Source organism: Serratia proteamaculans (assembly GCF_004684015.1).
In the GTDB taxonomy this organism is placed as follows: Bacteria; Pseudomonadota; Gammaproteobacteria; order Enterobacterales; family Enterobacteriaceae; genus Serratia; species Serratia proteamaculans_F.
The window spans coordinates 386145-410766 of record NZ_SRIA01000019.1 but is presented as its reverse complement, the minus strand read 5'-3'; the positions used below and the strand labels follow the sequence as shown (position 1 = coordinate 410766).

Below are 24622 nucleotides of genomic sequence, written 5' to 3'. Positions count from 1 at the left end.
AAAAAGGGGCTGCATGGCAGCCCCTGAGGTCGTTGGCAATCGGCTCTGCTTTTTAATGGTAGGGGCGCTGCATGCTGCGCCCAGTTGCATAAACACTGGGTTAAATCGGGTCGAACATGTTCGACCCCTACCGGTTTAGCCCCTTAGTGGGGGGTTAGCAGTCTCGATTAAGCTGGCCGTTTAGAAATGGGTATTCACGCTCATATAGTAAGTCCGGCCCGGCTCGTTGTAGGTGGCAGCACCTGCACCGGCAATGTTAATTGCGCCGGTGGTCGGGTCACCCACGTTCTGCGAGTTACCTTCACGGAACTGGCGTTTGTCGAACAGGTTGTCGATACCGGCCGTCAGGCTGACGTTCTTGGTCACATCATAGGTGGCGCTGGCGCCCACTACGGCGTAAGGGCTGACTTCCTTGGTTTCTGTTCCGCTCACCGGCTTGCCCTGATAGTTGTATTTCTTCGGCTTCTGACGGCCGTACCAGGTCAGGGTCGACTGCATCGACAGTTCCTCTGTGGCCTGCCAGCTCAGGGTCGAGTTGATGGTGAATTCAGGAATAATCGACAGGTAATCACCGGTAGTCTTATTCTTGTTTTCAATCATATAGGTGGCGTTGTTGGTCCAGGAAACGGTCTCGCTGACCGGCACGTTCAATGTACCTTCCAATCCTTGCACTACTGCTTTAGGCACGTTCTCCCACTGGTAAATCGCGGTACCGGTGCTGCTGGTGCCGATGCGAGAGTTACCCGCTTCGATTTTGTTGTGGTAGTCATTGCGGAAGTAGGTCACGCCGGCCAGCCAGCCGTCATTATGGAACTCCAGGCCCACTTCTTTGTTGACGCTGGTTTCCGCCTTCAGATCGTCGTTACCCAACAGGTAACAGCCATTTTTGACATCGCTGGACGAGCAACCTTGCCCTTTGCTGTAGAGCAAATAGTTCGGGTTGGTCTGGTACAGGTTCGGTGCCTTGTAGGCGCGCGCGATACCCATCTTCAGGGTGAAGAAGTCACCCAGTTCCTGCGACAGATTCAGCGATGGGCTCCAGTTGTTACCGGCCTCGGAGTGCAGGTCGTAACGCAGACCTGGCGTCAGCATGGTGCTGTCGGTCAGCTCCATGTTGTCTTCAGCAAACAGCGAGAAAATATGCGCGGAGGCATAAGGGCTGCGGGTGCCGGTTGCCTGGCCAGGAATGGTGCCGCCCATCAGGGTTTGGCTGGTGGAAGAGCCATCTTTCATCTTCTGCTGGTTCCATTCGGTGCCCAGCGTGGCGGTTTGCGTCACGCCCAGTTCAAACGGCACGCTGATTTCGCTGTGCGCCAGGAAATCGTCCAGCTTGGTGGTGCCAAACCCTTCGTTTTTGGTATCGAAGATGCCTTCGGTACCGCCGGCCAGACCTTCGTTCAGACGGGTATTACGAGTACGTTCGAACTGAATATAGTTGTTGGTGCTGACGCCACTATCCCAGGCACCCCGGTGGTTGAGGCCGAAGGTTTCACGGTAAATACGGTTGGTCTCTTTGCCGTAGTTGCTTTGCACCAGCGCGTTGGAGTTGGTGTTTTGAGTATCACCGGCATACAGGTTGCCCTGACGACCGTAGGCATACTCAAACTCCAGTGACTGCAAGTGCGCAAAATCCCAATGCAGCATGGCATCGATGTTTTTGTCTTCCACGCCCTCACGCCCGGAAGGCGTACTGTTGGCATAAATGCCTACGCGCTCGGACTTATGCGATTCGTTGATATCCCAGGCATCGGCCTGGGTTTTGCTGTAACCGCCGAACAGGCGGAAGCTTAATTCGTCGGTCAGCGGGCCAGAGAGGCTGAAATCGGTGCGCTTGGTCGAGCCTTCCTGCTTGTGCTGCGGCACGTTGAAGAAGGCATTTAATGAGCCGTGCAGCTCTTTGGTGTTCTTTTTGGTGATGATATTGACCACGCCGCCGGCGGCACCGTTGCCGTAGCGTGCCGCTGCCGGGCCGCGCAGCACTTCGATGCGTTCAATCATCTCCGGCGGTACCCAGGCGGTATCGCCACGGGTATCACGTTCGCCACGCCAACCCTGACGTACCGAATTACGGCTGGTAGCCGGTTTGCCGTCGATCAGGATCAGGGTATTTTCCGGGCCCATGCCGCGAATATCGATCTGGCGGTTGTTGCCGCGCTGGCCGCTGGTGGAGTTACCGGTCAGGTTAACGCCTGGCATGGTGCGGATCAGTTCGCTGATATCACGTGCCGGCGGGCGTTTTTTGATTTCGTCGGCGGTGATGGTGGAAACGCCGGGTGCTTGCAGGTTCTGCTTGGCGGCGGTGACGACAATGGTCTCCTCGGCGGCTTGTTTTTTGTTTTTGGCCGTCGAGTCGGTTTCTGCGGTGGTATCAGTTTGCTGTGCGGCGTGCGCAAAGGCGGACGCGCCTAATCCTAACCCGATGAGTGTGGCTAAGGAATAACGAGATAATTTGCGGTTCATGTGAGAGTTCCTACCTTGCTGCCTTTCCCGGGGCACCGAAAGCTGGCCTCCGGCAGTGAGAAGGGCGGTTGTAGTTTTTGTGTTTTCGGAATAAAAATCCAACCGGTCGAGACGCGACAACACCGACACCGACATTGGATTCAGCGCTAAAACCCGGTATCCATCCCTGTTGAAGAATACCTGCCCGGTTTGCGAGCCTACACACACTATTGCAAACGCAAATAATTATCAATAGTATTCGGTTTACCGTTTTCTTGGGCAGCGCCTCGCGCCGCGAATTTACCGGCTTTCCTGAAGCTGCCAGCTAAATAGTGAATAGGCGTTTTGAAAACAAAATCCGAGTCAGAAAGCAGCAGATTATTATCGAGCAAGCACGCCGGGCGTCATGGATGGTGGCTGAATATTGCCAAACGCGGTACGCCGCTGGTGGAGCTGCAAGGGGATGGGCGAGGGAAGGTCACATTTTTATGGCGCGATCCGCAGGGATGTGAACTCACTTCAGCCTATCAACGTGTCTGGATCCACATCAATTGTCTGACCGACCACCACCAGTCATCGCCGCCACAGAGCCTGCAACGGCTGGAAGGGACCGACGTCTGGTACTGGCAAACCGAGCTGAGCGCCGACTGGCGTGGCAGCTACTGCTTTATTCCCTGTATGGATGACCGACCGCTGGAACACAGTGATGAGGATGCGCACGCCAATATGCATTCGATCCGTCACTGGTGGCATCAGGTGTTTGCCGGTGCCACTCAGGATCTGCTTAACCCTCATCGTTCCTGGGCCGGTGTTGGCGGCCACGTGCTGTCCGGGCTGCATATGCCGCAGGCTCCCGCGCAGCCGGCCTGGCAGGATTTTGATCGCTACGCCGTGGCCAGTGGACGTTGTACGCCAGCGCCGCCTGCGCGGCTGCAGCGCCACAGTTGGCACAGTGAGCGGTTGGGAAATACCCGCGACGTCTGGGTGTACACCACTGGCGACAGCAACCCGGCGCAGCGACCACTGGCGGTATTGCTGGACGGCCAGTTCTGGTCGAGCAACATGCCGGTCTGGGATCCGCTGATGCAGTTGACCCGTGAAGGCCAATTGCCGGAAGCGGTTTATCTGCTGATCGACATTATCAGTCTCAAGCACCGCACTCAGGAGCTGGCCTGCAACGAGGATTTCTGGCTGGCGGTGCAAGAAGAGCTGCTGCCGCAGGTGGCCGAATGGGCACCTCACAGCCGTGATCCGGCCACGACGTTGGTATGCGGTCAGAGTTTTGGCGGCCTGTCGTCGCTGTATGCCGGGTTGCACTGGCCACAGTGCTTCGGCGGGGTGATCAGCCAGTCCGGTTCATTCTGGTGGCCGCGTCGCGATATGTATCAGCACGAAGCCATACCGGCCGATGCCGGTTGGCTGCTGCATCAGGTTGAGCAGGGCGTCGGCCAAGGGCAACTGAAGGTGTTTATGGAAGCCGGGGTGCACGAAAAAGTGGCGCATCGGGTAAACGACCGGATGGCGGATTTGCTGTGTGATGCCGGTCACCGGGTGCAATACCGGGTCGTGGCGGGCGGGCATGACTACCTGTGCTGGCGTGGCGGTCTGATCGACGGGCTGCAAGCGCTGTGGGCGGATAGTCTTCCTGCCTCTGCGGCCAAACTCACCTTCACTGTCCAGGGAGTCCGTGATGGAAACTCAGAACCCGTTCGATGACGAACAACAAATTTGCCTGATTGTGTGCAATGACCAACTGCAGTACAGCCTGTGGCCTGAGTTTAGCGCAGTACCGGCGGGGTGGACGTCGGTATTCGGCCCGGCGGCGCGGCCGCTGTGCGTGCTGTGGCTGGAACAACATTGGCAGGATATGCGGCCCGCATCATTGCGTAAGGCGTGATGGCAATAATACCGAGAACAGGAGTCAGTCCCTTGTCAGACAGCACTTTATTATCAATCGAACAGCCACTCGCCACTGAGTTGCCGTTGGTCGCCGCGCAGCCCGGGATCTGGGTTGCCGACCAAATTTCACCGCACGCCAACGCCTATGCGGTTTCCCACTATATCGAGCTCTGCGGGCCGCTGGATCAGGATTGCCTGTTGCAGGCGATCGCGCAGGGGCTGTCCGAAGTGGATACTCTGCAGTTCCGCTTTGAAGAGCGTGACGGGGTGCCGATGCAGTGGCGAGACCTGCAACTGGCGATCCTGCCGGTTGAGTTGATTGATCTGCGTGGCTCCCCCGATGCCGCAGCGGCGGCGCGAGCCTTGATGCAACTGGATATGTCCGGTGACTTACGCATCGGCAGCGGCAATGCGCTGTATCGTCATATGTTGATCCGCCTGTCGGATCAGCGTTGGTTCTGGTATCAGCGCTATCACCATATTCTGGTGGATGGCTTCAGTTTCACTGCCATTGCCCGCAGGATTGCCCATATTTATAGCCGGATGTCACGCAATGAGCAGCCGGACCCGACGCCGTTTAGTGCCTTCAGTGAAGTGGTTGAAGAATATCAACGCTACGCACAATCGGCGACTTGCCAGCGTGACGCGGCCTTTTGGCTGAACAAGGCAAAGCAGTTGCCTGCGCCAGCCACGCTCTGTCCGCAGCCATTGGCTGGCCAGACGCCGACCACCCGTATTCATCGGTTATCACAGCTGTGCGACCGGCAGGACTTTAGCCAACTGGTGAACGCCGGTCAGCAGCAGTTCAGCGTGGCAGATATGGCGCTGGCCCTGGTGGCGCTGTGGGTGTCTCGCCTGAGCGGCCACGCCAGCTTCAGCGCCGGCTTTATCTTTATGCGGCGTACCGGCTCGGCCGCGTTATGCGCTAACGGCCCGGTGATTAACGTGCTGCCGATCGAAATGCACCTCGATCCTCAGGCGACGCTGAGCGAGGTCGCCGGCAATATCGGCCGTGAGCTGAAAACCGTCCGGCGCCATCAGCGTTACGAGGCGGAACAGGTGCAGCGCGACCTGGGGCGGATTGGCGATGCCCAGCCGCTGTACGGCACCGTTTTCAACTTTAAGATGTTCGATTTCCAGTTGGACTTTGGCGATATCGAAGGCATTACTCATGAGCTGGCCTCCGGCCCGGTGCGTGACCTGGAAATTGCGCTGTATCTCGATGAGGCCGGTACGCTGAAGGTCGATCTGCTGGCCAATGCCGAGCGTTATCAGCGGGATGAGTTGGCGGCACATCTGCAGCGCCTGCCGCTGTTACTGCGCCAGTTTGCCGCGCAGCCGCAGATGCCGATCGGTGACGCCGATTTGCTTACCGAGCAGGATCACCAATTATTGGCTCGGGTCAACGACACCGCTTATCCGGTGGCGCCGCAAACCCTCAGTGGCCTGCTGGCGCAGCAGGCACAGAAAACCCCCGATGCACCGGCGCTGGCCGATGCGCAGTATCAATTTAACTACCTCGAGACCCGCGAACAGGTCAGCGCGTTGGCGCGCCAACTGGTGGCTCAGGGCGTGCAACCCGGCGATATCGTTGCCGTTGCCCTGCCGCGTTCGGTGTTTCTGTCGCTGGCGTTAATGGCCATTGTCGAGGCCGGGGCAGCTTATTTACCGCTGGATACCGGTTACCCTGATGAGCGCCTCGGCATGATGCTGGAGGACGCCGCACCACGTCTGATTATCACCGAACCTGGCCAGCAGGCGCGTTTTGCCGGCAAGGGTGAAATTTTTCTGTATGACGCGCCGCTGACTTTAGACAGCGCGGCGGAGGTGGTGCTCAGCGGACCCACGCCGCACCATCCGGCTTACATTATCTTTACCTCGGGTTCGACCGGACGGCCGAAAGGCGTGCTGGTGGGCCATCAGGCGATCGTCAACCGTTTGTTGTGGATGCAGCATCAGTATCCGATGGCGGCGGGCGATGTGGTGTTGCAGAAAACCCCCTGCAGTTTTGACGTCTCGGTGTGGGAGTTCTTCTGGCCGTTGATGGTGGGTGCCCGGTTGGTGATGGCACCGCCGGAGGCTCATCGCGATCCGGAACAGCTGCTGAAACTGATTGACCGCTATCGGGTCACCACTATGCACTTTGTGCCTTCGATGCTGGCGGCGTTTGTCGGTGCGCTGGACACTCGGCAGGCGGTGGCGTGCTGTGCGCCGTTGCGGCAGGTGTTCTGCAGTGGTGAAGCGCTGCCGGCCGAGCTGTGCCGCCTGTGGCAAAGCCGCACCGGGGTGCCGCTGCATAACCTGTACGGCCCGACCGAAGCGGCGGTGGATGTCAGTTGGCATCCGGCCTGGGGCGAGGCGTTGGCTGCCGTCACCGGGGCTAACGTGCCTATTGGTCTGCCGGTATGGAATACCGGGTTGCGCATTCTCGATGCACGCTTGCGGCCGGTGCCGCCGGGTGTCGCGGGTGATTTGTATCTCACCGGCGTACAACTGGCGCACGGCTATCTGGGGCGACCAGAACTGACCGCCAGCCGCTTTGTGGCTGACCCGGCTGGCGACGGCGGGCGGATGTATCGCACGGGCGACGTCGCGCGCTGGTTACCGGGCGGCGAAGTGGAGTATCTCGGCCGCAGTGACGATCAACTGAAAATTCGTGGTCAACGCATAGAACTGAGTGAAATCGATCATGCGTTGCTGTCGCTGCCGGGCATCAAACAGGCGGTGACTCATGCGCTGGTGCTGGATAATACGCCGACAGATCCGGCCGGTGGCGATGCCCGCCAACTGGTGGGTTATTTGGTCGCGCAGCCGGGTGTACGCCTTGATCTGGAAGTATTGCGAGCCGCACTGGCCGATCGCCTGCCGCCACATATGGTACCGGTAGCGCTGGTTGAGATGGAGTTCCTGCCGCTGAGTGCCAATGGCAAACTGGATCGCAAAGCGTTGCCGCAACCGCAAAGCGGGGTCAGAGCCGCAGGGCGTGAACCTGAAACGGGGCTGGAGATGGCGATCGCGGCGGTGTTCGCCCGTTTGCTGCAGCGTGAAACCGTGTTCGCCGATGATGATTTCTTTGCTCTTGGTGGTCACTCGCTGCTGGCGATGCGCCTGGCGGCGGAACTGCGTCGTGAACTGGGTAAAGCGGTGTCGGTTGGGCAGGTGATGGTGGCTTCCCGCGTGGAACAGCTGGCGCAACTACTGGCGGAAGATCGCACACAGGAAGAGGCCGATCGGACCGGTTTCGACAGCGTACTGCCGCTGCGTACCACCGAAGGCCCAACGCTGTTCTGCCTGCACCCGGCCTCCGGATTCTCCTGGCAGTTCAGCGTGCTGCCGCGCTATATCGACCAGCATTGGTCGCTGGTGGGTATTCAGTCACCGCGCCCCGACGGCCCGCTGGCGCTCAGCGAGAATATGGATCAGGTGTGCGACGCGCATCTGGAGCAGGTATTGCAGGTACAGCCGCAGGGCCCGTATCACTTTATCGGTTACTCACTGGGTGGCACTCTGGCGCAGGGCATCGCCGCCAGATTGCAGGCGCGAGGGGAAGAAGTGGCCTTCCTGGGGCTGCTGGATACCTATCCGCCGGAAACCCAGAACTGGGACGTGATGCTCGATGACAACGTACTGAAAGAAGTCCAGCGCGAGCGCGAGCAGTTCCTGGCGGTTTCCGAGGATGCGCTTGATCCGGCATTGGGCGAAACCCGGGTGGCGATGTTCGATAATATCGAAGCCAACTATGCCGATTCAGTGCGCCTGCTTTCAGCAACCCATACGGCGAACTTCAAAGGGCAGGCGACGCTGTTTGTCGCGCGTCAGACTTTGCAGGAAGGGATGGACGTGCAGCAGACCTGGTCGCAATACGTCGATGCCTTGCAGGTGCATGAGCTGGACTGCGCGCACGTCGATATTGTGTCCCCAGCGTCGTTCAAGGTGTTGGGACCGTTGCTGAACCGTATATTACGCGCTCTATAATACCCAGTGACGGGTAGGGGGCGCATAGATTCGCCCCGATTAACAAGGGCCCAGCATGCTGGGCCCCTACAACATCTATGACTTACCCAGTGGCACCACCAGCGGCGTATGCGAAACCGGATCGTCAATGATCATACAGCGCAGGCCGTACACCTCTTCGATCAGTTCCGCAGTCACGATATCCTTCGGCGCCCCTTCGGCCACTACCTTACCGTCGCGCATGGCAATCAGATGTGTGGCGTAACGGCAGGCATGGTTGAGGTCGTGCAGCACCACCACCAGCGTATGGCCGTTTTCACGGTTTAGCTGACGCATCAGCTCCAGCAGATCGATCTGATGGGTGATATCCAGCCAGGTGGTTGGCTCATCGAGCAGCAGCAGCGGTGTTTGCTGCGCCAGCACCATTGCAATCCACACTCTTTGACGTTGTCCGCCGGAGAGGGTATCGACCGGTTGTTCGGCCAGCTCGAATACGCCGGTAGAGCGCATCGCCTGGTCCACGGCCTGCTGATCTTCTTCGCTCCAACGACTGAACAGGCGCTGATGCGGATAGCGGCCGCGGGCCACCAGATCAAACACGGTGATATCACCCGGCGCGGTGGAGCTTTGCGGCAGCAGCCCCAACTGGCGCGCCACCTCTTTAGTGGCGTATTCGCTGATGTGTTTACCGTTCAGCCAGACAGCCCCGGCCTGCGGTTGCATCAGGCGGCTGAGAGTACGCAGCAGGGTGGATTTACCGCAGGCATTCGGCCCGATAATCACCGTCAGTTCGCCGTGCGGGATAGAGACGGACAGGTCGCTGGCGACAATCTTTTTGTCGTAGCCCAGCGTCAGGTGTTCGGCGCGCAACGGCGCGGACTGCAGGGGTTCAGCATTCATTTTTTTCGTGACTCACGGATTAATAGCCAAATCAGATAAATGCCGCCCAGACTGACGGTCAACACCCCGACCGGCAACTGATAAGGCATAAACAGGCGCTGTGCCGCGATATCGGCAAGCAGCAGCAGCAGGGCACCGATCAGGGCGGTCAGCAGCAGCACGCTACGGTTGGCACACAGGCGTCGCGCAATCTGCGGGGCCACCAGCGCAATAAAGGAGATTGGCCCGGCCACAGCGGTGGCTGCGGCCGTTAGCGTTACGCCGATCAACAGCAGCATAATGCGCGAGCGTTCCACCGGCACGCCCAGCGCGCAGGCGGTATCGTCACCCATCTCCAGCAGCCGCATACGGTGGGTCAGGGTCAGCAACAGCAGGCAGCACAGGGTAATCACCGCCAACACCGGCAGGCTTTTCGCCCAGCTTACGCCGTTGAGTGAACCGGCGCTCCACAGCCCGGCGGTCATGGCGGACTCCAGTGAGGCGCTGATGATAAGCCAGGTATTGCCGGCCACCAGCAGGGCGCGTACCGCAATACCGACGATAATCAACCGGAATGACTCGACGCCATTACGCCATGCCAGCAGATAAATCAGCGCGGCGGTTAACAGGCCACCGGCCAGTGCCCCGCTGGTGATACCGATAACGCCGCCGTTAAACAGCACTATGGCCACCAGCACGCCGCTGTAAGCACCGGTATTAAAGCCAATCACGTCCGGGCTGCCGAGCGGGTTGCGCAGTATCGACTGGAAAATGGCCCCGCTGAGGCCCAGTGCCGCCCCCAATAGCAACGCCATGATCACGCGTGGCAAACGCCACTGGGTGACGATCACCGCCAGATTGGCCGGGCCTTCGCCACGCAAGGCGTCAATCACCTGTGCAGCCGTCAGTGACAAGGCACCTGAACCCAGGGCGTAAATCGCCAGCGCCAAAGCCGCCAGCAACAACAGCAGGGCGGTCAGCGCCGGACGCGACAGAGCGCGGAGTTTGTGAATGGCCATCAGACGGGCAGCGGAGGTCGACATCAGCGCTGCCTCCTGAACATATGGCGTTGCCGCACCAGCATGATCAGCAGCGGGGCACCAATCAGGGCGGTGACGATGGAAACGCGCAGTTCACCGGCCACCAGGAAGCGGCCGATCAGATCGGCGCTCAGCAGCAGGATAGGGGTCAGTACCAGCGTCCATGGCAGCATCCAGTGCAGTTCGGAGCCGCCCAGCCGCCGGGCAATATGCGGCATCATCAGGCCAACAAAGGCAATCGGGCCGACGGCGGCGGTCGCGCCACCACACAGCAGGGTAATTGCCAGCAGCCCCAGCAGCTGAGTACGGACAATGCCGGTACCCAGCGCGGTGGCCAATTCATTACCCATGCTCAGGCTGTTCAACGACTTGCTCATCCACAGCGTAATCAGCGTACCCAACAGGATCGGCAGGGCGACGGTGCGCACCACCTGCATATTTTGAATATCCAGCGAACCGGCCTGCCAAAAACGGAGCTGGTCGAAAACCAGTGGGTTCAGCAGGGAAATCCCGGAGGTCATGCCTTCCAGCACCGCCGCCAGCGCGACACCGGCCAGCGTCAGGCGCACCGGGTTGAGACTGCTGCCACCCAGAGCGCCGATCAGCGCCACCAGCAGTGCAGCAAACATCGCGCCGGCAAAGGCGAACCACAAATATTGGCTGACGTCGATGGCACCGAAAAAGGTGATCCCCAGCACCACGGCAAAGCCTGCTCCGGCGTTAACCCCGAGAATGCCAGGATCGGCCAGTGGGTTGCGGGTGAGGGTTTGCATTAGCACGCCGGACAGGCCCAGCGCGATGCCGGCCAGAATACCAACCAGCGTACGTGGCAGCCGGGCGTGGGTGATGATGGTGCAGTCCGCGCCGCTGCACTGGCCTTTCAGCGCCTGGATAACCGTGTCGAAGGGGATAGATTTAGCGCCGAGTGACAGGCTGAGGAGCATAACGATCAGTAGCGCACCAACGGCAATCAGCAGGCCTAACAGCCTGCGACGAAATGAACGGGAAGTGCCGCCAATAAGACGCTCCTGGGGAGCGGGGACGGGCTGTGTGCCTGGGCGTGTAATCCGTAACATACCAATCCATTATTTAATTGAATATAAATGAGTTTTATTATCATTATTGATTGCTTTCATCTATGGTACCATGAGTCCCTTCGCTATTGCAGCCCAGACGCTGCCCCTTTTTCTTTAGTTTTGGTGAGAAAGCTCATGAGTAAGCCCTCTATTTTGCTTGATTTTGGCCTGCTTAAGACCAATGGCGCTTTTCGTGCCGTTTTTTGCGCACGCTTTATTTCGATTTTAGCGTTGGGGTTAATGGCCATTGCGATCCCGGTGCAGATCCAGGCCTTGACCGGGTCGACGTTGCTGGTCGGGTTATCGGTAACGCTGGTGGGTAGCGGCATGTTTGCCGGCTTGCTGATGGGGGGCGTACTGGCCGACCGCTACGAACGCCGTCGCCTGATATTGTTCGCGCGCTCCACCTGCGGCATTGGCTTTGTCGGCCTGTGCCTGAACGCCGCACTGCCCGCACCTTCATTAACGCTGATTTACTTGCTGGCAGTCTGGGACGGCTTTTTCGGTGCGGTTGGCGTCACGGCGCTGCTGGCGGCGACACCGGCGTTGGTGGGGCGTGAAAATATTGTGCAGGCCGGGGCCATCAGTATGCTGACGGTGCGTTTTGGTTCAATTCTCTCCCCGGCGATCGGCGGGCTGGTGATTGCCAACGCCGGTGTGGCATGGAACTACGGTCTGGCCGCATTTGGCACCTTGCTGACGCTGATCCCGTTACTGCGTCTGCCACAGTTGCTGCCGCCTCCGCAGCCGCGTGAACATCCGCTACGTGCGCTGGCAGGTGGCTTTGGTTTTCTGTTCCGCAACCGGGTGATTGGCATGGTGGCGCTGATCGGCGCGCTGTTGACCATGGCCAGTGCGGTGCGGGTGCTGTATCCGGCGATGTCAGGTATGTGGCAGGTCAGTGCAGCTCAGCTGGGCTTTATGTATTCCGCGGTGCCCCTGGGCGCAGCCATTGGTGCCTTTACCAGCGGCCGGGTGGCTCATGTCGCGCGGCCGGGCTGGATGATGCTGATGACGGCGATTGGCGCTTTCGTCGCTATCGGCCTGTTCGGTCTGATGCCGTGGTACGGCCTGGCACTGTTCTTCTTGGTGGTTTTCGGCTACCTGAGCGCGCTGAATTCACTGCTGCAATATGGGTTGATCCAGAATCTGACGCCGGATGCGTTCCTCGGCCGTATCAATGGCCTGTGGACGGCGCAAAACGTGGTGGGTGACGCACTGGGCGCGCTGCTGTTAGGGGCAATGGGGGCGTTTATGCTGCCGGCAATGACTTCCACCAGCTTTGGTTTTGGCGTGGCGCTGCTCGGCGTGGTGCTGGCTTTTGCGATGCGCGGTTTGCGTCAGGTGGGCAATGGCGGGCAGGAAAAAAGTCTCCAGCCCGCCGCGGAGTCTACTGAGAAGTAAACTGTTTTTCCAACAGCGTCAGCAGGTTGCTGGCGCTGTAGTAATCGAGTCGGAAGGTGTCACTCCCCAGCGCATAAACCCGCTTGTGCTGCACCGCCGGCAGGTCTGCCAGGAAAGGATTGGCCATCAGACGCTGGACATCGCTGTCGTTGTTGGCGAACAGCAACAACGTCTGGCCGTTCAGGCCTTCTGCCAGGTTCTCACCGCCCAGTTGAATAATGTCCTTGCGCATCCCCTGGCTGGTGCTGTTGTTCAGCTTGGCCGGGAGCGTCGCCAGCGTGAAACCCAACTGCTTAAGCATTTGCCCCTGGGAAGAGGCGGCGGTCCACAGGTTGGCGGATTTTCCATCGGCGTTGAAGACCAGGGCAGAAACCGGCTGTTCCGGCAATTTCATGCGTTGTTTCAGCGATTGTTCACGCGCATCGAAATCACTGACAACTTTCTGTGCCTGAGCTTCATGCCCGGTGGCCTGGCCCAGTTCAAGTGCCAGTGCCTGCCAGCTTTTGTCGTCGTAATTGACCACCAGCACCGGGGCAATGGCGGAAAGTTGATCGTACAGCCGCAGGGCGGAATCGGCACCGGTAGCCGAGATGATAATCAGATCGGGCGCAACGCCGGCGATAGCTTCCGCATTGGGTTCGCCGATATACAGTCGTTTAACGCCACGCTGCGTCGCGACAGCGCTCCATTGATGAAAGAACCCTTGTGAGTCTGCCACCCGGTTGTTGGGGGTGGTGGCGCCGCTGGCGACCACCGGTGCATCAATCGCCAGCAGGGTACCGGTAACGGTCACGCTGGTCGAAACGATGCGGGCAGGGGGCTGCGCGAGGGTCACTACGCCGTGTGAGGTTTCAATTTTGCGTGGCCAACCGGTGTCTGCGGCATGGGCCGTGCCAATCAGCATCAGGCCAAACAGCACCAGGCTGAAGATTGGGTTCTTCTTCACAATGCATTCCTTAGAAGTTAAATAGTAATACTTATCATTTATATAATTAAAGCTGCTGGTTTTATATCACGATTATGAATGGAAGAACTGTTTACATTTATTGACATAGCATATTCACGAGGGTAATTTAACGCGATTCAATACAAATGATAATCATTATTATACAGGTTATTGTTCATGATACGAAAGGGAGTACCGATGAGCGTTACACTAAACAGTACCGGGCAGAAGAAGCCGCAAGGCAAGGATAGCGAACAGGCTGCTGCAAATGTGTCGCCGACCTCCGGCTTTTTCTTTACCTCTCCTTTCCGTAGCCTGAGCACCCAAGGCTGTTTTGCCAAAATCACGCTGCCGGCCCAGGGTGGGGACCAGCTTAACGGCGAATTCCAGCAGGCGGTACAACATGCGTTTGCCGAAGCCAGGCTGGCGGGGGTTAAAAACCCGGTTCTGTGCGGCGCTATCCCGTTTGACACTCATCAGCCTTCCGCGCTGTTTATTCCTCAACACACACAGTGGTTTGAGCGCGATGCCTTTTTGGCTGGCGTCACTTCACCACAAGACGCGCTGCCGGAAATTATCCGCCAAAATGAAGTGCCTGCCCAGCAGCCCTTTATGCAGATGGTAGCGGATGCGGTGGCGGCAACCCGTGGTGACCAGTTGGATAAAGTGGTGCTTTCGCGCCTGCTGGAAATTGAAACGCGTGAGCCGGTAGACCGCCAGGCATTGATGGCACGGATCATCGCCCAGAATCCTCATGGCTTCCACTTCCATGTCCCGCTGGAACAGGGGGCATTACTGGGAGCCAGCCCGGAATTACTGCTACGTAAATCCGGCGCGCAGTTCTTCTCCAATCCATTGGCCGGTTCTGCCCGTCGTGATGCCGATCCGCAGCGGGATCTGGAAGTCAGCCAGCAGTTGTTGGTATCCGAAAAAGATCGTTATGAGCACCAGTTTGTCACCGAAGGGATGCGTCAGGTGCTGGCCGATCGCTGCCGTTATCTGAATATCCCTACCGTTCCTGAATTATTGAGCACCACCACGCTGTGGCACCTGTCCACGCCTATCGACGGGGAAGCCGCCAGCCGCGCTGAAAATGCGCTGTCGCTGGCCTGCCTGCTGCACCCGACACCGGCGCTGTGCGGTACGCCGACCGCGTTGGCGCATCAGGTGATCAAGCAGTTGGAGCCGTTTGATCGCGGCCTGTTTGGCGGCATCGTCGGCTGGTGTGACGCCGAAGGCAACGGAGAGTGGGTGGTGACCATCCGTTGCGGCACGGTACAGGGCAATCAGGTGCGACTGTTTGCCGGTGCCGGCATTGTGCAAGACTCTTCGCCGGAATCCGAATGGCATGAAACCGGCACCAAACTCAGTACCATTTCGCGGGCGTTTGGCCTGAACCAAGGATAGACATTCTGATGACCATTGCTTTTACCCCCTGGCCTGAGGCGTTAGCCCATCGTTATCGCGAACGCGGCTATTGGACCGACCGGCCCCTGACCGACATCATCACTCGCCAGGCCAAAAATGACGCCATCGCGCTGATCGACCCGGAGCAAAGCCTGAGCTATCGGCGGCTTAATCAGCTCTCCGATCGGCTGGCCGCTGCCCTGCAACGGCGTGGCATTCAAAGCGGAGAGACTGCGCTGGTGCAGTTGGGCAACGTGGTCGAGTTCTATGTGACCTTTTTCGCGTTGTTGAAAATTGGCGTGGTGCCGGTGAATGCGCTGTTCAGCCATCAACGTAACGAGCTGAACGCCTACGCCGTGCAGATCAAACCGGCGTTGCTGATTGCCGACCGTCAGCATGGCCTGTTTGGCAACGACGAGTTCCTGACGGCGTTTCGCGCCGAGCATTCTTCACTGCGCGTGGTGGCACTGCGCAATCAGGACGGGGGCGAGCAGTCGCTGGCGGCCTGGCTGGAAGAGGACAGCAGTGATTTTGTCGCGACGCCAAGCCCGGCCGATCAGGTAGCATTTTTCCAGCTTTCCGGTGGCAGCACCGGCACGCCAAAGCTGATCCCACGTACCCACAACGATTACTACTACAGCATTCGCCGTAGCGTGGAAATTTGCCATTTTGATGTCGATACCCGCTATCTGTGCGCGCTGCCGGTAGCCCACAACTATCCGATGAGTTCTCCGGGCATCCTTGGCGTGTTTTATGGCGCCGGGCTGGCGGTGTTTGCCAGCGATCCGGATGCCGGACAATGTTTCCGTTTGATCGAGCAGCATCAGATTAACGTGACGGCGCTGGTGCCGCCGGCGGTGACGCTGTGGCTGCAGGCGATTGAGGAGTGGGGCGGTTGCCAGCAACTGGCCAGCCTTAAGCTGCTGCAGGTGGGCGGCGCCAAGCTGAGTGAAACTCTGGCGGCACGCATTCCGGCCGAGATCGGCTGCCAGTTGCAGCAGGTGTTCGGCATGGCGGAAGGCCTGGTGAACTACACCCGCCTGGACGACGACGACCAGCATATCCTGACTACCCAGGGCTGCCCGATGTCACCAGATGACGAGCTGTGGGTGGCCGATGATGAAGGCAACCCGCTGCCGGTGGGAGAAACCGGGCGTCTGATGACCCGTGGCCCTTATACCTTCCGTGGCTATTACCAAAGTCCGGAGCACAACGCTGCCGCCTTTGATCAGGACGGTTTCTACTGTTCCGGCGATTTGATCAGCCTGACCGAAGATGGCTATGTGAAGGTTGAAGGGCGCCAGAAAGATCAGATTAACCGCGGTGGGGAAAAGATCGCGGCGGAAGAAATCGAAAACCTGTTATTGCGCCACCCGGAAGTGATCAATGCGGCGTTGGTGTCGATGCCGGATGAGCTGATGGGTGAAAAAAGCTGCGCCTATATCATCGCGACCAGCGCGTTGAAGCCGGTGGTGTTGCGCCGCCATTTGCGCGGCGAGGGCGTGGCCGAATTTAAATTACCCGATCGCTTCATACAGGTTGATACGCTGCCACTCACCCCGGTTGGCAAAGTGGATAAAAAACTGTTGCGCCAACGCCTGGAGGCGCAACAACTGACTCTGGTCCAGGGAGAATAAGTCATGGCCATTCCAAAACTTAATGATTACGCGTTGCCGACTCAGGCTGAACTGCCGACCAACAAAGTGAGCTGGACGGTGGAACCGCAGCGCGCTGCACTGTTGATCCATGATATGCAGCAGTATTTCCTGAATTTCTGGGGTGAAGACAGCCCGTTGATCAAGCAGGTGGTGGAGAATATCGCCAACCTGCGTCGTTACTGCAAATCACAGGGTATTCCGGTGTTTTACACCGCGCAGCCTAATCAGCAGAGCGATGAGGATCGTGCCTTGTTGAATGATATGTGGGGACCTGGCCTGAACAAGCACCCGGAACAGCAGGCGGTGGTCGCCGCTCTGGCACCGGAAGAAGACGATACGGTGTTGGTGAAGTGGCGCTACAGTGCTTTCCACCGCTCACCGCTGCAGGAAATTCTGCAGGAGTCGGGGCGCGATCAGTTGATTATCTGTGGCGTCTACGCCCATATCGGCTGCATGACTACGGCAATCGACGCCTTCATGCGTAATATTCAGCCGTTTATGGTGGCTGATGGCCTGGCCGATTTCTCCCGCGAAGAGCATTTGATGGCGCTGCATTATACCGCCGGCCGTTGTGGCCGCGTGGTGACCACCGCCGAACTGTTGCCGGGCATTGCCAACAAGGCTGCGCTGCGCCAGCAAATCATGCCTTTCCTCGATGAAGACAGCGAAGACATGGGCGACGATGAAAACCTGATCGACTACGGTCTGGATTCGGTGCGTATCATGGAGTTGGCGGCACGCTGGCGTAAAATTCGTGGCGATATTGATTTTATCGCGCTGGCCAAGAACCCGACCATCGATGGCTGGTGGGCGTTGTTGTCGGAGGGAAAAGCCTGATGGAGCAACGGGGCGATTTCGCCGGTAAGCGAGTCTGGGTCACTGGCGCTGGAGCCGGGATTGGTCTGGCAACGGCACTGGCATTTGTGCAGGCCGGTGCCGAAGTGATTGGCTTTGATAAACATTTTGGTGAGCCGGAATACGCATTCCGCACCGAAGTGCTGGATATCGCCGACAGTGACGCGGTAGACCGGGTTTGTGGGCGTTTGTTGGCGGAACAGGGTGAATTGGACGTGCTGGTCAACGGCGCCGGTATTCTGCGCATGGGGCTGGCGGACGAAACCAGCACCGCAGACTGGCTGGCTTGCCTGGCGGTCAATGCCGGTGGGGCATTTAATCTGTTCCGTCACGCCTTGCCGGTATTCCGCCGTCAACGACGCGGTGCGATTGTTAGCGTGGCGTCTAACGCCGCGCATGTGCCACGCGTAGGTATGGCGGCTTATTGTGCCTCCAAGGCGGCATTACGCAGCCTGTGCAACACCGTAGGGCTGGAAATGGCCCCTTATGGCGTACGTTGCAACCTGGTTTCGCCAGGATCGACCAATACGCCCATGCAGCGCGGTATGTGGCAGGACGAAACCGGCGAGCAGAACACCATTAACGGTTTCCCGGAACAGTTCAAACTGGGCATTCCGCTGGGTAAAATTGCTCAGCCACAGGAAATCGCCGATGCCATTTTGTTCCTGGCTTCCGATCGCGCCAGCCATATCACCATGCAGGATATTGTGATTGACGGCGGGGCGACGCTGGCGGCCTGATCATCAGGTTTTACCTTGTGGCTAATAGTAGGGGCGCCGCATGCTGCGCCCGATTGAATGATTAATAGGTTACATCGGGTCGAACATGTTCGACCCCTACCAATTAAGTGCCTACGCTGGTTGGCAACATTATGAGGTAAAGGGGAGTTATAGCGATCTGGATGACTTCCGGACGACAGATGCGAAAAAAGCGCCAAAAGGCGCTTTTTTCTGTATTGGTGGGTCGTGCGGGATTCGAACCTGCGACCAATTGATTAAAAGTCAACTGCTCTACCAACTGAGCTAACGACCCGCAGAAGTGGTGGGTGATGACGGGCTCGAACCGCCGACCCCCTCCGTGTAAAGGAGATGCTCTACCAACTGAGCTAATCACCCACTTCAGAACTTCCGGGTACTGCCAAACAAGAGAATGAGTGGTGGGTGATGACGGGCTCGAACCGCCGACCCCCTCCGTGTAAAGGAGATGCTCTACCAACTGAGCTAATCACCCTCATTCTTCTCATTTCTTACTGCTTTACTGCTCAACAAGATGGTGGGCGATGACGGGCTCGAACCGCCGACCCCCTCCGTGTAAAGGAGATGCTCTACCAACTGAGCTAATCGCCCCGTCTTGTTGGAGTCGCATTATAGGGATAGTTGAAAGTGAGTCAACGGTTTTTAAAATGATTTCAATCGTTCGCCGCAAATTTAAACAGGATGCGATATTTATCGCCTGCAATGTCGAATCTTTGCACATTGTTATGCGTAAAGCGCCGCAGAGATGATGAAATCAGCCATGGCAATATCGTGTCAGCGTTGAGGAATTAGCGCGTGGTGGTACAATGTTGCCCACTTTTTTAAATTCCGAGCAATCGTCGGCAACCGCCGACACGCGTTGCGTAATAAGGCAGTGAACCCAATGAAAATCAAAACCCGTTTTGCACCGAGCCCAACCGGCTATCTTCACGTCGGTGGTGCCCGTACTGCGCTTTACTCCTGGTTGTTCACCCGTCATGCGGGTGGTGAGTTCGTTCTGCGTATCGAAGATACCGATCTGGAACGTTCAACCCAGGACGCGATCGACGCAATTATGGATGGCATGAACTGGTTAAACCTGGATTGGAACGAAGGCCCGTACTTCCAGACCAAACGTTTTGACCGCTATAACGCGGTGATTGACGACATGCTGGTGCAGGGTACTGCCTATAAATGCTATTGCTCGAAGGAACGTCTGGAAGCGCTGCGTGAAAAGCAGATGGAAAACGGTGAAAAACCGCGTTACGACGGCCACTGCCGCGACAGCCAGTGCAGCCATACCGATGACGAGCCACACGTGGTGCGTTTCCGTAACCCGCAGGAAGGCTCGGTGATCTTCGACGACAAGATCCGCGGCCCGATCGAATTCAGCAACCAGGAGCTCGATGACCTGATCATCCGCCGCACCGACGGTTCGCCAACCTATAACTTCTGCGTAGTGGTAGACGACTGGGATATGGAAATCAGTCACGTGATCCGCGGCGAAGACCACATCAACAACACCCCGCGCCAGATCAACATCCTGAAAGCGCTGGGTGCGCCGGTGCCGGAATACGCACACGTTTCAATGATCCTCGGTGACGACGGTAAAAAACTGTCGAAGCGCCACGGTGCGGTAGGGGTGATGCAGTACCGTGACGACGGCTACCTGCCGCAGGCACTGCTGAACTATCTGGTGCGTCTGGGCTGGTCTCATGGCGACCAGGAAATCTTCTCTATTGATGAGATGAAAGAGTTCTTTACCCTGGAAGCGATCAACAAATCTGCCAGTGCCTTCAATACCGAGAAGTTGCAGTGGCTGAACCACCATTACATTAACCATATGCCGGCCGAAGAAGTGGCAGTGCACCTGGCGTGGCATGTTGAGCAGTTGGGTATCGAAACCCGTAATGGCCCTGAGCTGAAAGATATCGTTAAGCTGCTGGGCGAGCGCTGCAAAACGCTTAAGGAAATGGCCGAGTCTTGCCGTTACTTCTACGAAGACTTCAGCGAGTTCGACGCTGACGCCGCCAAAAAGCACCTGCGTCCGGTGGCTCGTCAGCCACTGGAAGCGGTGCGCGCCAAACTGGCCGCCATCACTGCCTGGACGCCGGAAAACGTGCATGACGCCATTCAGGGCACGGCAGATGAGCTGGGCGTAGGTATGGGCAAGGTAGGTATGCCGCTGCGCGTAGCGGTTACCGGTGCCGGTCAGTCACCAGGTATGGATGTAACCGTTCATGCTATTGGTCAGAAACGTTCTCTGCAGCGCATCGACCTGGCGCTGGCTTACATTGCCGGGCGTGAAGCTTAAGGCTGAGAGTTTCCCTGCCTGTTAATGACAAAGCCCCGTGGAGCAATCCCGGGGCTTTTTTGTCTCTGTTACTTGATGGCGAATTCCTGGTGCGCCGCGCTGGGGTCATAGTTTGGGGTATAACGCTCAATTTTTAACAGCAAACGCGCTGATTTGGCGGCTTTTTCAGCGCTTGAAGCAGGAATGCAATTTAGCCGTTGACAGCTAAGAGTGGGTTTCATATTATGCGCCCCGTTCACAGGTTTTTGTGATTGTGGATTGGGGCTATAGCTCAGCTGGGAGAGCGCTTGCATGGCATGCAAGAGGTCGACGGTTCGATCCCGTCTAGCTCCACCAACCTTTATCTCAGAAGGGTTGGGGAATGCCGTAACGCCGGTTAAAGCGTACCACTTTTGTGGGGCTATAGCTCAGCTGGGAGAGCGCTTGCATGGCATGCAAGAGGTCGACGGTTCGATCCCGTCTAGCTCCACCACCATTTAAAAAGCCGACCTCAGGGTCGGCTTTTTGCTTTCTGTCTTTCCTTTCCGAATACCGAATTGCAGGCATTAAAAAAGGCCGCCGAAGCGACCTTGGTATTGAGTGTGACTGATGTTTCGGTTTAGCCCAGAACCAGGCCTGCGATGGATGCAGACAGGATGCTGACCAGCGTTGAACCGTAAACCAGCTTCAGACCAAAGCGGGACACCACGTTGCCCTGATGCTCGTTCAGCCCTTTAATCGCACCGGCAACAATGCCGATGGAAGAGAAGTTGGCGAAGGAAACCAGGAACACCGACAGAATACCCATGCTGCGAGGAGAGAGTTCCGCAGAGATTTTCTGCAGTTCCATCATCGCCACGAATTCGTTGGAAACCAGTTTGGTCGCCATGATGCTGCCCACCTGCAACGCTTCGTGCTTAGGAATACCCATAATCCAGGCGAACGGATAGAAGAAGTAGCCCAGAATTTCCTGGAAGCTCAGACCGAAGATGGCGCTGAACAGACCGTTGAGCGCGGCGATCAGGGCGATAAAGCCGATCAGCATCGCAGCAACGATAATAGCGACTTTAAAACCAGCCAGAATGTATTCACCCAGCATTTCGAAGAAGCTCTGGCCTTCGTGCAGATTGCCCAGATGCAGCTCTTCTTCTTTACTGGTGTCATACGGGTTGACCAATGACAGCACAATAAAGGTGCTGAACATGTTCAGTACCAGCGCTGCTACCACAAACTTGGCGTCCAGCATGGTCATGTAAGCGCCGACGATGGACATGGAAACCGTAGACATCGCGGTCGCCGCCATGGTGTACATGCGCTTTTCAGACATCTTGCCCAGAATATCTTTATAGGCAATGAAGTTTTCAGACTGGCCCAGGATCAGCGAGCTGACGGCGTTGAACGATTCCAGCTTGCCCATACCGTTGACTTTTGACAGCACGGTACCAATGATGCGGATGACAAACGGCAGTACTTTAATGTATTGCAGAATACCGATCAGCGCGGAGATGAAGACGATGGGGCACAGTACCTTCAGGAAGAAGAAGGCCAAACCTTTATCACCCATACCGCCGAATACAAACTCAGTCCCTTGCCCAGCAAACCCGAGCAGCTTGTCAAACAGCGCTGCGAATCCTTTTACAAAGCCTAAACCCGCTTCCGAATGCAGGAAAAAATAGGCCAGCAGTACTTCAATAACCAACAGTTGAATAACGTAGCGAATGCGGATGCTTTTACGATCGCGGCACACTAAAAGTGCCAGGATCGCGACCACCACCAACGCTAACGCAAAGTGCGCAATATGGGACATGTTTGCTCCAAACTTGAGGCAGGCTGAATTTCGGATGTCATTTTATGTAACGCCACGTTTAAAAACGAGAGGTCTATAGCAAATATGGAAATTCATACTGGGAAACGTCCTAAACTAGTACGGTAAAGCATAAAAAATCAAGAGCTTAATGAAGTCATATGAAATTCCTATTCTTGGGGTAATTTGATAATAAGACGGAATATGCCCTGGATCCGGCCCGGAAGAGTGCGGAAAATGTTCATCTACCCGCTAAACCTTTCGTTAAACCCGTGGTTTTTAGCTATCGCAGAGATAAGTATTACCGCTCTAAATGCACTTGATAATTATTATCATTTACATAAAATGACCCCAGGCTTAATAGAAGTAAGGGTTCAGAACATGCTGAACAGTCGCGTGGTTGAGACCACTCCGAGTTCATCCAGGAAAATCAAACTTTCCCTGATGGGCCCCGCATTTATCGCGGCTATCGGCTACATTGACCCCGGTAATTTCGCCACCAATATCCAGTCCGGTGCCTCTTTTGGTTATACCCTGCTGTGGGTGGTGGTGTGGGCCAATGTGATGGCGATGCTGATCCAACTGCTGTCCGCCAAACTGGGCATTGCTACCGGAAAAAATCTGGCGGAGCATATTCGCGATCGTTTCCCACGTCCGGCGGTGTGGGCTTACTGGGTACAGGCAGAAATCATTGCCATGGCCACAGATCTGGCCGAATTCATCGGCGCGGCTATCGGTTTCAAACTGCTGTTGGGCGTGACGTTGCTGGAGGGGGCGATCCTGACCGGTATCGCCACCTTCCTGATCCTGATGTTGCAAAAACGTGGGCAAAAACCTTTAGAGTGGGTGATTGGCAGCCTGCTGCTGTTTGTCGCTTTGGCCTATATGGTGGAACTGGTGTTTTCCCAGCCACAGTTGGGCCCGCTGTTAAAAGGCATGGCGCTGCCGGATTTGCCGAACGGTGACGCGGTGTTTCTGGCCGCCGGGGTGCTTGGCGCCACTATTATGCCGCACGTGATTTATCTGCATTCGTCGTTAACCCAGGCGGCCGGGGAAAACTCCAAGGCCGACAGGTATGCTGCTACCAAGGTCGATGTGGCCATTGCCATGACCATTGCCGGGTTTGTTAACCTGGCGATGATGGCCACCGCCGCGGCTGCCTTTCACTTTAATGGTCACAGCGGTATTACCGATCTCGACCAGGCCTATCTGACGCTGCAACCCTTGTTGGGGCAGGCGGCGGCCACTATTTTTGGACTGAGCCTGGTGGCCGCCGGGTTATCTTCTACCGTGGTGGGCACGCTGGCGGGGCAGGTGGTGATGCAGGGATTCGTGCGTTTTTACATTCCGCTGTGGGTGCGTCGCGTGGTCACCATGTTGCCGTCGTTTATCGTCATTATGTTGGGGATGGATGCCACACGCATTTTGGTACTGAGCCAGGTATTGCTGAGTTTCGGTATTGCACTGGCGTTGGTGCCGTTGCTGTCGTTCACCGGTAATCGTGAGTTGATGGGCGAGATGGTGAACAGTCGCACCATACAGACGCTGGGAAAGTTGATCGTGGTGGTGGTGGTGGGGCTGAACGGTTATCTGCTGGTCAGTAGCCTGCTGTGAGCGGGGATGAAATGAAAGGCCGGCATGATGCCGGCCTTTTGCGGTCAGTCGTCGTGGTCGCCATGGTCATGGTGGCGATGATCGCGGTCATCATGACGTCGATCTTTCCAGTCATGCTTATCATGATGCTTGTAGTAGTGCTTATCGTATTTACGATAACGCCCATCATGATAGTAATAATTTTTGCGCCAGTAATCATTGTCGCGCCAGCGATAACCATCCCAGTTATAGCCCCGGCGGTTGCGGTCGCCCAGATAGCGCCCCTGGTGACCCTGCCACCAGTCACGGTCGCGCCAGTCATAACCGTCCCAGTAACGGCCACGGTTGTCTTGTTCACCGATGCGTAATGAAACGCCCGGCATCAGATCGATACTGAGGCCGTCAGCCTGGGCTTGCTGCATGGCGGGCAGTGTCGACGCCACCAACAGGGCGGCCAATAACAGAGGTTTAAACATGAATTCTCCTTTCCGCCGCAGCGGTTTGGCCGATTTATAAGTAATGAAGCGCGTTCATCAGTTTATAAAATGGCCTTATAGTTTTACCTGCAATAGCGGCATCTTAGCCTGTGCGGATAGGGTTGAATCTTAGAGAGAATCTGAAAAACGATCGGGGACGAGTGA

17 protein-coding genes and 6 tRNA genes are annotated in these 24622 nt (G+C 57.1%); 12 read left to right on the top strand and 11 right to left on the bottom strand.

The annotated features are described in order from the left end of the window. Nucleotides 1-180: 180 nt before the first annotated feature. A complete protein-coding gene (locus tag E5C26_RS17595; protein WP_135317456.1) occupies nucleotides 181-2460 on the bottom strand; it encodes a TonB-dependent siderophore receptor in 2280 nt (759 codons plus the stop codon). A gap of 324 nt (nucleotides 2461-2784) precedes the next feature. On the opposite strand from E5C26_RS17595, the gene fes reads away from it, so the two are divergent. From fes to E5C26_RS17580, 3 genes are read left to right on the top strand one after another with little or no spacing between them, the layout of a single operon-like run. Continuing rightward, complete coding sequence (gene fes / locus E5C26_RS17590; protein ID WP_135317455.1) at nucleotides 2785-4155, top strand: enterochelin esterase; 1371 nt, start codon at nucleotides 2785-2787, stop codon at nucleotides 4153-4155. After that, a complete protein-coding gene (locus E5C26_RS17585) occupies nucleotides 4130-4336 on the top strand; it encodes an MbtH family protein (RefSeq protein ID WP_135317454.1) in 207 nt (68 codons plus the stop codon). The genes fes and E5C26_RS17585 overlap by 26 nt, the downstream gene beginning before the upstream one ends. A 32-nt stretch (nucleotides 4337-4368) precedes the next feature. After that, entirely contained in the window at nucleotides 4369-8313 is a 3945-nt protein-coding gene (locus tag E5C26_RS17580) for an enterobactin synthase subunit F (protein ID WP_135317453.1), read from the top strand. A 75-nt stretch (nucleotides 8314-8388) separates the two neighbouring features. Here the strand turns inward: E5C26_RS17580 and E5C26_RS17575 are convergent, their stop codons facing one another. The 3 genes from E5C26_RS17575 to fepD are packed head-to-tail and all read right to left on the bottom strand — an operon-like array spanning nucleotide 8389 to nucleotide 11287. Beyond that, nucleotides 8389-9192: an ATP-binding cassette domain-containing protein gene (locus E5C26_RS17575; protein WP_135317452.1), complete on the bottom strand. Its 804-nt coding sequence runs from the start codon at nucleotides 9190-9192 to the stop codon at nucleotides 8389-8391. Further along, a complete protein-coding gene (gene fepG, locus E5C26_RS17570) occupies nucleotides 9189-10214 on the bottom strand; it encodes an iron-enterobactin ABC transporter permease (protein WP_135317451.1) in 1026 nt (341 codons plus the stop codon). Before fepG ends, E5C26_RS17575 begins: the two co-directional genes overlap by 4 nt. After that, nucleotides 10214-11287, bottom strand: coding sequence for a Fe(3+)-siderophore ABC transporter permease (fepD, locus tag E5C26_RS17565; RefSeq protein ID WP_135317450.1), 1074 nt, complete (start codon nucleotides 11285-11287; stop codon nucleotides 10214-10216). Before fepD ends, fepG begins: the two co-directional genes overlap by 1 nt. Before the next feature lie 135 nt (nucleotides 11288-11422). Here fepD and entS point away from each other — a divergent pair, with 135 nt between their 5' ends. Further along, nucleotides 11423-12691 carry an enterobactin transporter EntS gene (entS, locus tag E5C26_RS17560; protein ID WP_135317449.1) on the top strand — a complete coding sequence of 423 codons (1269 nt, stop codon included), beginning with the start codon at nucleotides 11423-11425 and terminating at the stop codon, nucleotides 12689-12691. Here the strand turns inward: entS and fepB are convergent. Further along, a complete protein-coding gene (gene fepB / locus E5C26_RS17555; RefSeq protein WP_135317448.1) occupies nucleotides 12678-13637 on the bottom strand; it encodes a Fe2+-enterobactin ABC transporter substrate-binding protein in 960 nt (319 codons plus the stop codon). The two genes, entS and fepB, sit on opposite strands and share 14 nt — an antisense overlap. A gap of 198 nt (nucleotides 13638-13835) precedes the next feature. On the opposite strand from fepB, the gene E5C26_RS17550 reads away from it, so the two are divergent. From E5C26_RS17550 to dhbA, 4 genes are read left to right on the top strand one after another with little or no spacing between them, the layout of a single operon-like run. Further along, nucleotides 13836-15044: an isochorismate synthase gene (locus E5C26_RS17550; protein ID WP_135317447.1), complete on the top strand. Its 1209-nt coding sequence runs from the start codon at nucleotides 13836-13838 to the stop codon at nucleotides 15042-15044. An 8-nt stretch (nucleotides 15045-15052) separates the two neighbouring features. After that, the gene (locus E5C26_RS17545; RefSeq protein ID WP_135317446.1) at nucleotides 15053-16681 is read left to right on the top strand and encodes a (2,3-dihydroxybenzoyl)adenylate synthase; all 1629 of its coding nucleotides are present in this window, start codon (nucleotides 15053-15055) and stop codon (nucleotides 16679-16681) included. Nucleotides 16682-16684: 3 nt separating this feature from the next. Next, nucleotides 16685-17539 carry an isochorismatase gene (locus E5C26_RS17540; protein ID WP_135317445.1) on the top strand — a complete coding sequence of 285 codons (855 nt, stop codon included), beginning with the start codon at nucleotides 16685-16687 and terminating at the stop codon, nucleotides 17537-17539. Next, complete coding sequence (gene dhbA, locus E5C26_RS17535; RefSeq protein WP_135317444.1) at nucleotides 17539-18297, top strand: 2,3-dihydro-2,3-dihydroxybenzoate dehydrogenase; 759 nt, start codon at nucleotides 17539-17541, stop codon at nucleotides 18295-18297. Before E5C26_RS17540 ends, dhbA begins: the two co-directional genes overlap by 1 nt. A gap of 216 nt (nucleotides 18298-18513) precedes the next feature. Here the strand turns inward: dhbA and E5C26_RS17530 are convergent. The 4 genes from E5C26_RS17530 to E5C26_RS17515 form a co-directional block, all read right to left on the bottom strand. Then, nucleotides 18514-18589 (bottom strand) — tRNA-Lys (locus E5C26_RS17530). 7 nt (nucleotides 18590-18596) lie between these two features. Next, nucleotides 18597-18672 (bottom strand) — tRNA-Val (locus E5C26_RS17525). A gap of 39 nt (nucleotides 18673-18711) precedes the next feature. Continuing rightward, nucleotides 18712-18787: transfer RNA gene (locus E5C26_RS17520), tRNA-Val, on the bottom strand. Between the two features lie 40 nt (nucleotides 18788-18827). Further along, nucleotides 18828-18903, bottom strand: a tRNA-Val gene (locus tag E5C26_RS17515). 292 nt (nucleotides 18904-19195) lie between these two features. Between E5C26_RS17515 and gltX the strand changes: the two genes are divergently transcribed. From gltX to E5C26_RS17495, 3 genes are all read left to right on the top strand, one after another. Continuing rightward, the gene (gene gltX, locus E5C26_RS17510) at nucleotides 19196-20605 is read left to right on the top strand and encodes a glutamate--tRNA ligase (protein ID WP_135317443.1); all 1410 of its coding nucleotides are present in this window, start codon (nucleotides 19196-19198) and stop codon (nucleotides 20603-20605) included. 260 nt (nucleotides 20606-20865) lie between these two features. After that, nucleotides 20866-20941 (top strand) — tRNA-Ala (locus E5C26_RS17500). Nucleotides 20942-21001: 60 nt separating this feature from the next. Further along, a tRNA-Ala gene (locus E5C26_RS17495) sits at nucleotides 21002-21077 on the top strand. A 126-nt stretch (nucleotides 21078-21203) separates the two neighbouring features. Here E5C26_RS17495 and E5C26_RS17490 read toward each other — a convergent pair. Next, complete coding sequence (locus E5C26_RS17490; protein ID WP_135317442.1) at nucleotides 21204-22391, bottom strand: NupC/NupG family nucleoside CNT transporter; 1188 nt, start codon at nucleotides 22389-22391, stop codon at nucleotides 21204-21206. A gap of 378 nt (nucleotides 22392-22769) precedes the next feature. Between E5C26_RS17490 and E5C26_RS17485 the strand changes: the two genes are divergently transcribed. Next, on the top strand, nucleotides 22770-24002 hold the full coding sequence (locus E5C26_RS17485; RefSeq protein ID WP_135317441.1) for an Nramp family divalent metal transporter: 1233 nt from the start codon (nucleotides 22770-22772) through the stop codon (nucleotides 24000-24002). Nucleotides 24003-24046: 44 nt separating this feature from the next. Here the strand turns inward: E5C26_RS17485 and E5C26_RS17480 are convergent, their stop codons facing one another. Next, a complete protein-coding gene (locus E5C26_RS17480; RefSeq protein ID WP_135317440.1) occupies nucleotides 24047-24457 on the bottom strand; it encodes a DUF2502 domain-containing protein in 411 nt (136 codons plus the stop codon). Nucleotides 24458-24622 lie beyond the last annotated feature (165 nt).